Origin of the sequence: Aequorivita echinoideorum (genome assembly GCF_018476645.1) — a bacterium.
GTDB classification, from domain to species: domain Bacteria; phylum Bacteroidota; class Bacteroidia; order Flavobacteriales; family Flavobacteriaceae; genus Aequorivita; species Aequorivita echinoideorum.
In genome coordinates this window covers 544,566-556,635 of the sequence record NZ_JAHCTB010000002.1, presented here as the reverse complement: position 1 = coordinate 556,635, position 12,070 = coordinate 544,566, and the positions used below count along the sequence as shown (strand labels likewise).

The following is a 12,070-nucleotide window of genomic DNA, read 5'->3' as shown; positions in this document are numbered from 1 at the left end:
TAAGTAGCTTTGCAGCTATGTTGACAGATACCCACACACATTTATATAGCGAAGCTTTTGCTGAAGATAGAAATGAAATGATGCAACGCGCTTTTGCAGCGGGTGTCGAGCGTTTTTTCATTCCCGCCATAGATTCTGGATATACTGAAGCGATGTATGCTTTGGAAAGGAATTACTCAAAGAACGTATTTTTAATGATGGGTCTTCATCCCACTTCCGTAAAGAAAAATTATGAAGAGGAATTGGCGCACGTTGAAAAACAATTTGAAAACCGAAATTTTTTTGCCGTTGGCGAAATAGGAATCGATCTCTATTGGGATAAAAGCACGCTGGAAATTCAGAAAATAGCTTTTAGGCGTCAAATCCAATTAGCAAAAAAGTATAAGTTGCCAATCGTAATCCATTGCCGGGAAGCTTTTGATGAGATTTTTGAAGTTTTGGAATCTGAAAAGGATGACAATCTCTTCGGGATATTTCACTGTTTTACGGGTACACTCCAGCAGGCAGAAATGGCAATTTCATACAATATGAAATTGGGAATTGGTGGCGTTGCAACTTTCAAAAATGGTAAAATAGATACTTTTCTGAAAAAAATCCCATTGCAAAATATCGTGCTGGAAACAGATTCGCCCTATTTGGCCCCAGCTCCTCACCGCGGCAAGCGTAATGAAAGCAGTTATATTGTTTTGGTTTCAAAAAAACTCGCGGAAATTTATGGGATTTCGGAAGAAGAAATTGCAGAAATTACAACTAGGAATTCCAAAGAAATTTTCGGAATTTAATTCGAATTTATGAACAGAACACCAAAAATACTCCTTATATATACAGGTGGGACCATCGGGATGATCAAGGATTTTGAGACCGGCGCACTGCGTAATTTCAATTTTGACGAATTGCTGAACCACATTCCGGAGTTAAAATTGCTTGACTGCGAGATTTCGACCACCACATTTCCCAAGCCCATTGATAGTTCAAATATGAATCCAACATATTGGGTAGAAATTGCGGAGATTATTGAAAATGAATATGGTGAGGTAGATGGCTTTGTAGTGCTTCACGGTAGCGATACTATGAGTTACACCGCATCGGCGCTTAGTTTTATGCTGGAAAATTTGGGCAAACCTGTAATTTTTACCGGCTCGCAACTCCCCATTGGAGATTTGCGAACAGATGCGAAAGAAAATCTAATAACATCCATCCAGCTGGCATCATTGCAGGAAAAGGGTGCTTCAAAAATTGCTGAGGTTTGTCTTTACTTTGAATATAAACTATATCGAGCCAATAGAACCACGAAACAAAATGCAGAGCATTTTGAGGCCTTTACCTCAATGAATTATCCGGAATTAGCAGAAAGCGGCGTACATTTAGTAGTGAATAATGAGGCAATCTATAAACCCAATAGACGAAAAAAACTGAAAGTCCATAAAATCTTGGAATCCAAAATTTTATTGTTGAAAATCTTTCCCGGGATTGCGAAAGAAACTGTGGAGCATCTTTTAAATTTTTCAGAATTAAAGGGGTTGATTATAGAAACCTACGGCAGCGGCAATGCCACAAATGAAGCGTGGTTTATAACTGCGATAAAAAAAGTGATTAAGGCTGGAATCCCGGTAATAAATGTAACACAATGTACCGGCGGAAGTGTGAATATGGGGCTTTATGAAACTAGTACAGACCTTAAACGAATTGGCGTTATTAGCGGAAAAGATATAACTACTGAAGCTGCCGTTGCAAAATTAATGTATATGTTGGGCCAAAAAGTTTCGGCTAATAGCTTCAAAACCATATATGAAACGTCTTTACGCGGCGAAATGAAATAAATTATGCCGTCAAAATTTTTTATGGCGTTATTTTTTTGTGATATTTGGCGTTCCATTTCCATTTATAATGGAAAAATAGAGAGGTGGCCGAGTGGTCGAAGGCGCACGCCTGGAAAGTGTGTATACGCCACAAGCGTATCGAGGGTTCGAATCCCTTCCTCTCTGCAAAAATTCAATTTGTGCAGCATAGATACAGTCTGTTAAGATTTTGTTGAAATTGATAACAATTCGATAACGAACCCGTTACTTTGTTTTTCCCTCGCAAATAATAATATTGTAGATTAACTAAATAATTTTATATCTTTAAACCTTTAACTAAAAAACAAACTTTAAGTCGATAGCAATGAAAAAATTATTTTCTATTATGGCAGTGGCCGCAATGGTTTTTGTAGGCACATTAAATGCAAATGCTGCAACAGCCCAAACTATGTCAACCAGCTCCCAAGCACTGGTTACGGCAGCTACGGTTTCAATTATTCAAGATGAGCCTGCACCTGCTGCGGACGAAACTGCTGATAAGGGCTGGCACCAAAATTTAAAAGAGCGTTTCGTGGAAGGTGGACCTGGATTTATGGGGATTGTTCTTTTGTGTTTAATCCTTGGTTTGGCGATTGCTATTGAGAGAATAATATATTTGAACCTTTCAACAACTAATACTCAAAAACTTGCTCAAAACGTAGAAGATGCTCTTAATAGCGGTGGCATAGAAGCTGCAAAAGAAGTTTGCCGAAATACAAAGGGTCCGGTTGCTTCAATCTATTATCAAGGACTTGACCGTGCAGATGAAGGAATTGACATTGCTGAAAAAGCTGTTGTGGCTTATGGTGGTGTGCAAATGGGTCAATTAGAGAAAAACGTTTCTTGGATTTCCCTGTTTATTGCATTGGCGCCTATGCTTGGTTTCATGGGTACTGTAATTGGTATGATCCTGGCATTTGACCAAATTCAAGCAGCTGGCGATATGAACCCATCTCTTGTTGCTGGTGGTATTAAAGTGGCACTTTTGACGACAGTATTCGGTTTGATCGTTGCTATTATCCTACAAATATTTTACAATTATATCATTGCAAAAATTGATAGCATCGTAAACAGTATGGAAGATGCTTCCATTACTTTGATCGATATGTTATTCGATTACAAAAACAGAACTCCAAACGCATAAACATTTAGATAAAAATGGCTTTACACAAAATCATTAAAATAATTGCATTGCTTCTTAGTGTTGCCGGGATTATATTTTTGGCAATGATTGTCTCTAAAGGAGATGAAGAAGTAACTGCTACAGGATATGGTGTAGATGGATTTCTATACGTAGCCTACATAATATTTGCTATTGTAATTGCGTTTGTATTAGTATTCGTACTAAAAGGAATTTTTGAAGGAAATATCAAAAGAACCTTAATGTCCGTAGGTGCATTTCTGCTTATCGTCGCAATTAGCTATGTGCTCGCTGACAGCACCCCGATGCAAATGCAAGAAGGCGAAATGCTTTCTTCCAGTGGCTCAAAATGGGTTGGTACAGGGCTCTATGCTTTTTACATTATGGCAATTTTGGCCATAGGTGCTATGGTCTTCAGCGGAATTAAAAAAGTAACAAAATAATGGCAAGAAGATCAACACCTGAAGTTAATGCAGGGTCTATGGCAGACATAGCTTTCCTTTTGCTAATCTTTTTCTTGGTAACAACTACAATTGAAAAAGACAAGGGGATTGCTAGGCAGCTACCGCCTAAAGAACCGCCGACGGATGAACAGGTAAAAATTAAGGAAAAGAATCTCTTTATAGTTAACGTTAATAAGAATGATCAATTATTGGTTGAAGACGAATTAATGGAGCTTAAAGATTTGCGCCAAGCAGCAGTTGAATTTCTAGATAATGGAGGTGCACCTGCAGGTTCTCCAGAGTATTGTAGCTACTGCAAGGGTGATAGAGACCCAGCGTCTTCAGATAATCCAGATAAAGCTGTAATTTCAGTGCAGAACGATCGATTGACATCTTACAAAATGTATATAGCAGTCCAAAATGAATTGGTTGCAGCTTACAATGTTTTGAGAGATCGTGAATCTGAGAGATTGTATGGGTGGAAGTTTACTGAAGTGAATCGAGCGATTGAAGAAGGAACCTATAATGGAAATGAGGAATCTGCCAAAGAAAAACTTGAGACTATCCAAAAACTTTTCCCGCAGAAGTTATCTGAAGCTGAACCAAAGAAATCTGGATCGTAATTTAATTTAATATGTCAAAATTCACAAAGAAAAAAAGCAGCGAATTGCCCGCCATTTCTACGGCATCCCTTCCAGATATTGTATTTATGCTACTATTCTTTTTTATGGTGGTAACCGTGTTGAGGGATGATAATTTGCTTGTGAAAAATACCCTTCCAAAAGCAGATCAAGTTGAAAAGCTTCAAAAAGATCGTTCTGTATATATTTACGCTGGAAAACCGAGCGAAAGATATGAGGACAAATATGGAAAGGAAGGTAAAATCCAGATTGGGGATAAATTTACAGATGTTTCAAATATTAAATTTGCTCTCACCGAAGCGCGTCAAAAGCTTCTGCCTGAATTACAAGATAGGGTAATGGTGGCGCTAAAAGTTGATGAAGAAACCAATACTGGGCTTGTAACAGACATTAAGCAGGAACTACGTGACCTAAATATGTTGAAAATAATCTATATCACTTCTCCAGGAAATGAAATAGATAGTCAATAGTTAAAAGTTAAAGTTTTTAATTGAACGCCTTGAATTTTCAAGGCGTTTTTAGTTTCTAATATTTTGAAAAATACGTTTATCTTTATCCTAATATGTGGCAAAAACATTTCAAAAAATTCATATTTATTTTTTGTGCATTAATCTCCATTGCGAGCTTTTCACAAGACACCATTAGAGTTGGTGCTGGTATTGATTCATTATACAGAGAGGATCAATTTTACATTGGCATTACCTATAATCTAATATCTTCTGCGCCTTCTGGAGTAAGGATCCGCGGTCTTAGCGGTGGCATTCAAGGAGGATTCACGAGAGATATGCCAATCAATAAAAGAAGAAACGTAGCAATTGCGGTTGGCGCTGGTTTGGCCTTTGACCAATTTGGACAAAATCTTTTCATAGGAGAAAGCGCTATGGATAATACGATTTTCAGAGTATTGAATGAAGACGAAATTGATTTTTCCAGAAATAGATTTACAATGGCAATTGTTGAAGCTCCTATTCAATTTCGCTGGCGTACTTCCACTTCAACAGAAAGTAATTTCTGGAGAATTTATGCCGGATTTAGAGTAGGCTATGCATTTTACTATCGCTCAACCTTCAAGCAACCAAATAATAATGTAAATCAAACTAAAATCCCTGAATTTGATCCATTACGGCTTTCTGCAACGTTAAGTTTTGGCTTTAGTACATTTAACTTTTATGGCTCGTACAGCATAAATCCTTTCTTCAAAGATGCCTTTACGGTTAATGGCGAGGCAGTAGATTTCAGAACAATAAAAATTGGACTGATGTTTTACATTTTATAACCAAAAATTTAGCATTACTATCTGTGGAATAACTCCCAAGAGTAAACCTAAAATCAACTCCGGATAATTGTGAGAATCACTGGATAACCTAGAGGATGCTACCCAACCGTTTGCAAAAAGTAATACACTTATAGATATTAAGAGATTTACTTTAAAGTGTACACTTAGGCCAATTATGAACATTAGCACGCCAGATATTCCTATCTGGTGAAGACTGGTTTTCATTTTGAAAAAAACCATGATCAATGCACTAAATGTTGAAAATAAAATAGCCACAAAGAAATAGTAAAGTTCTGGATCATCATAAGGATCAAATACCATTTTAATGATTAACAATAGTAACCCACATTGAATCATTAATGGATATTTTCGCTCACCTACTTCCCTTAAATGAATAGATTCAACAACCCCCAAATTTTTCAAAAGAAAAAATACAACTATGGGTATAAAGAGTGTTATTATGGCTATTGCAAAAAGCTTTGCCTGTATTAATTCCGGCTCGAGATATCGTGGGGTAACAGTGTAATAGAGCGCCGTACCAAGCAACGGCATCAATAGTGGATGGAAAAGATATGAGGCAATTTTAAGGAAGAATTTCATCAAATTTCTTTTCGGAGACGAGCCACGGGCAAATCCAACTGTTCCCGGTATTTCGCGATGGTTCTTCTGGCAATGGGATACCCCTTTTCCTTCAAAATTTTCGCAAGTTTGTCGTCTGTTAATGGCTTGCGCTTGTTCTCTTCAGAAATTGTTATTTCCAAAATTTTCTTTATTTCTTTCGTTGAAACCTCCTCACCTTGATCGTTTGTCATCGACTCGCTGAAAAATTCCTTAATAAGCTTTGTTCCATAGGGCGTGTCCACATATTTGCTATTGGCAACTCGGGAAACTGTTGAAACATCCATTCCAATTTTATCCGCGATGTCCTTCAAGATCATAGGCCGCAACTTGCGCTCGTCGCCGCTTAAAAAATACTCTTCCTGATAATGCATAATGGCATTCATAGTCACAAAAAGCGTCTGCTGTCTTTGTTTGATTGCATCTATAAACCACTTTGCGGCGTCCAGTTTTTGTTTAATGAACATTACGGCATCCTTTTGGGATTTCGATTTATCCTTGGACTCTTTGTATCCCTTCAGCATATTGGTGTAATCACGAGAAACGTGCAATTCTGGGGCATTTCTACCATTAAGCGTAAGATCGAGTTCACCATCCACAATTTTTATTGCAAAATCTGGAACTACGTGTTCGACCATTCTATTATTGCCAGAATAGGTTCCTCCCGGCTTCGGGTTGAGACTTTCTATTTCGTGTATGGCGTCGCGAAGCTGTTCTTCTGAAATATCAAATTTCTGAAGTAATTTTTTGTAATGTTTTTTGCTGAAGTGGTCAAAGGAATCCTCTATAATAGAGATTGCCAAGGTAACCGAAGGAGTCGGCTCGCGTCTCTCAAGCTGAAGCAAAAGGCACTCCTGCAAATCGCGTGCGGCAACCCCGGCTGGATCCAGTTCCTGAACAATTTTCAGCACTTTTTCTACTTTATCTTCTGTGGTGTAAACATTTTGGGTAAAAGCAAGATCATCAACAATTTCCTGCAACTCCCTGCGAATATAGCCGCTCTCGTCAACACTGCCCACTAAAAATTTTGCAATTTCTTCCTCCTCTTCATCAAGCCTGTAAGTATTCAATTGCTGAAGTAAATGTTGATTGAATGATGTGCCAGCGGCGTATGGCATTTGCTTTTCTTCATCATCAGCGCTGTAATTATTTGCCGAAAGCTTATAGCTGGGCACTTCATCATCACTCAAATAATCATCAACATTTATCTCGGTTTCAATTACTTCATTACCTTCATCATAGGTGTCATCCGTGTTATTGTCAAACTCATCCTCATAACTATCTGCCTCTTCCTTACCGCCTTCAAGTGCGGGATTTTCTTCTAATTCCTGAGAAATACGTTGCTCAAAAGCTTGCGTGGGAAGCTGTATCATCTTCATCAACTGTATTTGTTGTGGAGATAATTTCTGTGAAAGTTTAAAATTGAGTTGCTGTTTTAACATTGCTTGAATTAACTACATATAAAGTTAAAAAAAACCAGCTACTAATGTAATCCAGCAGCTAGTTTTAATATAATGTTAGTAATTTTTAAAGGTGCCCGAATATTAAAACTCAGCATTTCCCGGCGTTCGCGGGTAGGGAATCACATCGCGAATGTTACCCATCCCGGTAGCAAATTGCACCAAACGCTCAAAACCTAAACCGAAACCGCTGTGTGTTGCAGTACCAAATTTCCTTAAATCCAAGTACCAATAAAGCTCTTCGGCGCTTATGTCCATAGCTTCCATTTTCTCCTTAAGCACATCGTAACGCTCCTCACGCTGCGATCCGCCTACAATCTCACCAATGCCCGGAAAAAGCACGTCCATAGCGCGTACCGTCTTGCCGTCATCATTCAAACGCATATAGAAAGCTTTGATTTTTGCGGGGTAATCGAAAAGAATTACGGGGCATTTAAAATGTTTTTCAACCAGAAAACGCTCGTGTTCACTTTGCAAATCTGCGCCCCATTCTTCAATTATATATTTGAATTTCTTCTTTTTATTTGGGTTTGAATTTTTTAAGATATCAATAGCTTCGGTGTAGCTCACCCTTTTAAAGTTATTTTCCAGCACAAACTGAAGCTTTTCACGCAATTTCATAGCGCTGCGCTCGTCTTGCGGTTTGCTTTTTTCTTCTTCCAGCAATCTGTTTTCCAGAAATTCCAGATCATCAGCGCAATTATCCAGCGCATATTTTATCACATATTTTATGAAATCTTCCGCAAGATCCATATTTGCATCCAAGTCATTGAAAGCGACCTCCGGTTCAATCATCCAGAATTCAGCCAAATGCCTGCTGGTATTACTGTTTTCTGCCCTGAAAGTTGGGCCGAAGGTGTACACCTTTCCCAAAGCCATCGCGTAGGTTTCAGCCTCCAATTGCCCGCTCACGGTTAGGTTGGTTTCCTTTTCAAAAAAATCTTCTTTGTAATCAATTTTTCCATCCTTTGTTAAAGGTGGATTTTTAGCATCCAGTGCCGTTACGTGAAACATTTCGCCAGCACCTTCCGCATCACTTCCCGTAATAATTGGGGCGTGCATATAGAAAAATCCATTTTTATGAAAATACTCGTGGATGGCAAAGGCAAGTTTGGAACGGGTACGCATTACCGCGCCAAAAGTATTGGTGCGAACACGCAAATGCGCCTGCTCGCGCAGTTTTTCCAACGTATGTCTTTTTGGGGAAAGAATAGTCAACTTTACTTCTTCCGGATCTGCTTCGCCCAAAACCTTCACTTTGGAAACTTGAAGTTCCACGGTTTGTCCCTGGCCTTGGCTCTCAACCAGAATACCGGTAATCTGTACGGCAGCGCCAATGGTAATCTTCTTCAGAATTTCTTCCTCAAAATTTTCAAAATCTACCACGCACTGAAGCGTTTTTATGGTAGAACCGTCATTCAATGCAATAAAACGATTGCTTCGGAAAGAGCGCACCCACCCGCGTACGGTAATTTCATGGTGTGAGGGTTCGCTGTTAATGAGTTCAATTAGGGTTTTGTGCTGCATGGTTTTTGTTTAAGAGGAGCAAATATACTTCAAAAAAATTCCAAAAAAGAAAAATGGCAAAATCCAAAATAGCAACAGTTTAAAAACCAAAGTGCCCTGCAATAATGATCCCAAAATATTGATAACTAATAACTGATAACTGAAAACTGATCACCGCTCCTCCTCATCTTCCTCATTGTCCGGAATAATCTTCAGCGCAGGTTTTCGCATAGTTTCCTTATTGGCAATGCTTCGTTCCAAAGAAAGCAATAGGGAAGGGAGCAATAACAGGTTTGATAGCATTGCAAATAGAAGTGTGGCTGAAACCAGCGCGCCCAAAGCCACCGTACCGCCAAAACTGGAAATGGTAAATACCGAAAATCCAAAGAAAAGCACAATGGAAGTATAAAACATACTTACGCCCGTCTCGCGGAGCGCACCGTAAACCGATTTCTTTATTTTCCAATCATTCGCCATCAATTCTTGCCTGTATTTTGCCAAAAAGTGAATGGTATCATCCACCGAAATTCCAAAGGCAATACTGAAAACCAAAATCGTGGATGGTTTAATGGGAACGCCCAAAAAACCCATCAACCCTGCCGTTATTATAAGCGGAAGTAAATTCGGGATAAGCGATATAAGAATCATCTTTCCACTTCGGAACATCCACGCCATAAAAAGCGCAATTAAAACGATGGCGAGCGATAGCGACAAAATAAGATTGTTCACCAGATAATGCGTCCCCTTTTGAAAAACGAGCGCTTTTCCCGTAACGCTTACATTATAACGTTCTGGTGGAAAAACCTTATCAATTTCATCGTGCAGGTTCGCCTCTATACGTTCAAACCTATCGGTTTCAGTATCCTTCATAAAGGTAGTTATACGCGCAAACTGACCCGTGCTATCTACATAACTGCTTAACAAATTGGTGTTTCCGGCACTACTTTTTGCATACGAAAGTAAAAATGTGCGTTCTTGGCTATTCGGCAATTGATAATATTCCGGATTGTTGTTGTAATACGCCTGTTTGGAATATTTCACCAATTCAACCACGGAAAGCGGCTTCGCAAATTCCGGTATTTCCTTAATGTGGTCTTGCAATTCATCAATTCTTTTTAAGGTGGGAAGCGTCATCACGCCCTTTTTTCGCTTCGTATCCACCATAATTTCCAGAGGCATAATACCTTCATATTCCTTTTCAAAAAAGCGGATGTCCTTAAAGAAATCGGCACTCTTCGGCATATCCTCAATCAAGCTTCCGGAAACGCGAATGTTATAAATACCAATAATACTAGCACATAGCAGCACGACAGCCGAAATATAAATGGTGATACGCCGCTCTTTTACCATTCGTTCTATCCAATTCACAAAACCGTTGATCCACGTTTTATTGAGGTGCTCAAGATGCTTCGTTTTCGGCACATTCATATAACTGTACACAATGGGGATAATCAACAGGCTCAATAGGAAAATAGCCACAATATTGATGGAAGCCACAATCCCAAATTCCCGCAAGAGCTGGCTTTTCACCAAAATAAACGTTGCAAACCCCGAAGCCGTCGTAAGGTTGGTCATCAACGTGGCGTTGCCCACTTTGGTAATCACGCGCTGAAGCGATTTCGCTTGGTTGCCATGCTGTTTTATCTCCTGCTGATATTTATTAATGAGAAAAATACAATTGGGGATACCAATCACAATAATCAACGGCGGAATCAATGCCGTAAGCACCGTAATTTCATAATGAAGCAGCCCCAAAATACCGAACGCCCACATCACCCCAATAATCACCGTGCACATAGAAATAAAAGTCGCGCGCCACGAACGGAAAAAGAAGAAAAAGATGAGCGAAGTCACCAGCAGCGCCGCACCAATAAACATCCCAATTTCATCGATAATGTTTTGTGAATTCAATGTGCGGATGTAAGGCATGCCAGAGGTATGCACCTCAATCCCCGTCCTTTCCTCAAAATTTTCAATCAGCGGAATAAGGTCATTAATGATGAAATCCCGCCGCGCGGCAGTATTCACTATATCCTTTTTCAGATAAATGGCAGACCGCACCGATTTTTTATCCGGGCTATAGATCAATCCATCGTAAAAGGGCAGGTTGTCAAAAAGTTCATCTTGGTAGCCAGCCAGATTTTTCTTTGTAAAAATGGAATCCGTTATGAATGGCACCAACTCAAACCCCGTGGTGTCGGGGTTTTTCTGAAGTTTTTTTAAATTGCCCAGCGAGAGTGTCAATTCTACTTCATCAAACTTATTAATTTCCTTTGAAAGTTGCGTCCACGCGGTAAACTTTTCGGGCGTAAAGAGTGTCGAGTCCCGTATGCCCATGACAATCAGATTTCCTTCCTCGCCAAAATGCTTCAGAAATTCATTGTATTCCAGATTTATGGGGTGGTCGTCCGGCAGCAGGTTCGCCTCCGTGTATGTAAACCGCATATTTTTCCACTGAAAGGCGAGCGCAAGGGTAGCCGCCGCAATGGCAATCAATATAAAAGTACGGTTGCGAAGAATAAAACGGGCCACGGCAGACCAAAACCCGATGCTGAAAAGTTTGTTCAAAACTGTTTTTTAATGATTTGGCAAAGGTAATAATATATAAACAGAGGTAAAGTTTTTACTGGTTATATTCATTAGCGCAACATAATTTTGAAATGAATATTCCAATATTATTTGAAGCCTTTTTAGTAGATTTAATAAAAACAAAAAAACCATGAAACCAAAAAAAATCTGGGCAAACCTCGCCGTAAGCAATGTGGAGAAAACAAGGGAATTTTACACCAAACTCGGCTTTAGACCCAATGGTCCGCACACTACCAAGGAGCTTGCAAGCTTTTTAGTGGGCGATGATGACTTCGTAATTCATTTTTTTGAAAAGGAACGTTTCAAAACAAGCCTGGAAGGCGAGCTCGCAGACCTGTCCAAAGGCAACGAGGTCATGTTCACCCTTTCCGCAGAAAGCAGGGAAGAAGTAAACCAGTGGGTAACCAAGGTAACCGAAGCCGGCGGCACCATCCTCTTTAACCCACAAAAGCATTCAAAGAAACTGTATACCGAAAACAACTTCTACACCTGCGTTTTTACAGACCTCGATGGGCATAAGTTCAATGTCTTTTATATGTAATGCAATTGTAGATCTGG

At 39.4% G+C, this 12,070-nt stretch carries 12 protein-coding genes and 1 tRNA gene; 9 read left to right on the top strand and 4 right to left on the bottom strand.

Annotated elements, in window-relative coordinates; genetic code table 11:
* The first annotated feature begins 17 nt into the window (after positions 1-17).
* From KIV10_RS06380 to KIV10_RS06345, 8 genes are all read left to right on the top strand, one after another.
* Entirely contained in the window at positions 18-782 is a 765-nt protein-coding gene (locus KIV10_RS06380) for a TatD family hydrolase (RefSeq protein ID WP_214112646.1), read from the top strand.
* Positions 783-791: 9 nt separating this feature from the next.
* Positions 792-1,820, top strand: a complete 1,029-nt coding sequence (locus tag KIV10_RS06375; RefSeq protein ID WP_214112645.1) for an asparaginase — start codon at positions 792-794, stop codon at positions 1,818-1,820.
* Between the two features lie 77 nt (positions 1,821-1,897).
* Positions 1,898-1,985 (top strand) — tRNA-Ser (locus tag KIV10_RS06370).
* A 178-nt stretch (positions 1,986-2,163) separates the two neighbouring features.
* On the top strand, positions 2,164-2,982 hold the full coding sequence (locus tag KIV10_RS06365; RefSeq protein ID WP_214112644.1) for a MotA/TolQ/ExbB proton channel family protein: 819 nt from the start codon (positions 2,164-2,166) through the stop codon (positions 2,980-2,982).
* A gap of 14 nt (positions 2,983-2,996) precedes the next feature.
* Positions 2,997-3,422: a hypothetical protein gene (locus tag KIV10_RS06360; RefSeq protein ID WP_214112643.1), complete on the top strand. Its 426-nt coding sequence runs from the start codon at positions 2,997-2,999 to the stop codon at positions 3,420-3,422.
* Positions 3,422-4,045 (top strand): ExbD/TolR family protein, encoded by a 624-nt coding sequence (locus tag KIV10_RS06355; RefSeq protein WP_214112642.1) that lies wholly within the window; start codon positions 3,422-3,424, stop codon positions 4,043-4,045. Before KIV10_RS06360 ends, KIV10_RS06355 begins: the two co-directional genes overlap by 1 nt.
* An 11-nt stretch (positions 4,046-4,056) precedes the next feature.
* Positions 4,057-4,533: an ExbD/TolR family protein gene (locus KIV10_RS06350; RefSeq protein WP_214112641.1), complete on the top strand. Its 477-nt coding sequence runs from the start codon at positions 4,057-4,059 to the stop codon at positions 4,531-4,533.
* Positions 4,534-4,625: 92 nt separating this feature from the next.
* A complete protein-coding gene (locus tag KIV10_RS06345) occupies positions 4,626-5,339 on the top strand; it encodes a porin family protein (protein WP_214112640.1) in 714 nt (237 codons plus the stop codon).
* Here the strand turns inward: KIV10_RS06345 and KIV10_RS06340 are convergent.
* The 4 genes from KIV10_RS06340 to KIV10_RS06325 all read right to left on the bottom strand — a co-directional run bounded on the left by KIV10_RS06340 (position 5,334) and on the right by KIV10_RS06325 (position 11,491).
* The gene (locus tag KIV10_RS06340; RefSeq protein ID WP_214112639.1) at positions 5,334-5,939 is read right to left on the bottom strand and encodes a hypothetical protein; all 606 of its coding nucleotides are present in this window, start codon (positions 5,937-5,939) and stop codon (positions 5,334-5,336) included. The two genes, KIV10_RS06345 and KIV10_RS06340, sit on opposite strands and share 6 nt — an antisense overlap.
* The gene (gene rpoN / locus KIV10_RS06335; RefSeq protein ID WP_214112638.1) at positions 5,939-7,399 is read right to left on the bottom strand and encodes an RNA polymerase factor sigma-54; all 1,461 of its coding nucleotides are present in this window, start codon (positions 7,397-7,399) and stop codon (positions 5,939-5,941) included. Before rpoN ends, KIV10_RS06340 begins: the two co-directional genes overlap by 1 nt.
* A 102-nt stretch (positions 7,400-7,501) precedes the next feature.
* On the bottom strand, positions 7,502-8,944 hold the full coding sequence (gene asnS / locus KIV10_RS06330) for an asparagine--tRNA ligase (protein WP_214112637.1): 1,443 nt from the start codon (positions 8,942-8,944) through the stop codon (positions 7,502-7,504).
* Positions 8,945-9,094: 150 nt separating this feature from the next.
* Positions 9,095-11,491, bottom strand: coding sequence for an efflux RND transporter permease subunit (locus KIV10_RS06325; RefSeq protein ID WP_214112636.1), 2,397 nt, complete (start codon positions 11,489-11,491; stop codon positions 9,095-9,097).
* 151 nt (positions 11,492-11,642) lie between these two features.
* On the opposite strand from KIV10_RS06325, the gene KIV10_RS06320 reads away from it, so the two are divergent.
* A complete protein-coding gene (locus KIV10_RS06320; RefSeq protein WP_214112635.1) occupies positions 11,643-12,053 on the top strand; it encodes a VOC family protein in 411 nt (136 codons plus the stop codon).
* The last annotated feature ends 17 nt before the right edge of the window (positions 12,054-12,070 follow it).

Excerpts from the sequence above, each read along its gene's own strand:
- KIV10_RS06380 (WP_214112646.1), top strand. The coding sequence starts at position 18 with ATGTTGACAGATACCCACACACATTTATATAGCGAAGCTTTTGCTGAA.
- KIV10_RS06375 (WP_214112645.1), top strand. The coding sequence starts at position 792 with ATGAACAGAACACCAAAAATACTCCTTATATATACAGGTGGGACCATC.
- KIV10_RS06365 (WP_214112644.1), top strand. The coding sequence starts at position 2,164 with ATGAAAAAATTATTTTCTATTATGGCAGTGGCCGCAATGGTTTTTGTA.
- KIV10_RS06360 (WP_214112643.1), top strand. The coding sequence starts at position 2,997 with ATGGCTTTACACAAAATCATTAAAATAATTGCATTGCTTCTTAGTGTT.
- KIV10_RS06355 (WP_214112642.1), top strand. The coding sequence starts at position 3,422 with ATGGCAAGAAGATCAACACCTGAAGTTAATGCAGGGTCTATGGCAGAC.
- KIV10_RS06350 (WP_214112641.1), top strand. The coding sequence starts at position 4,057 with ATGTCAAAATTCACAAAGAAAAAAAGCAGCGAATTGCCCGCCATTTCT.
- KIV10_RS06345 (WP_214112640.1), top strand. The coding sequence starts at position 4,626 with ATGTGGCAAAAACATTTCAAAAAATTCATATTTATTTTTTGTGCATTA.
- KIV10_RS06340 (WP_214112639.1), bottom strand. The coding sequence starts at position 5,939 with ATGAAATTCTTCCTTAAAATTGCCTCATATCTTTTCCATCCACTATTG.
- rpoN (WP_214112638.1), bottom strand. The coding sequence starts at position 7,399 with ATGTTAAAACAGCAACTCAATTTTAAACTTTCACAGAAATTATCTCCA.
- asnS (WP_214112637.1), bottom strand. The coding sequence starts at position 8,944 with ATGCAGCACAAAACCCTAATTGAACTCATTAACAGCGAACCCTCACAC.
- KIV10_RS06320 (WP_214112635.1), top strand. The coding sequence starts at position 11,643 with ATGAAACCAAAAAAAATCTGGGCAAACCTCGCCGTAAGCAATGTGGAG.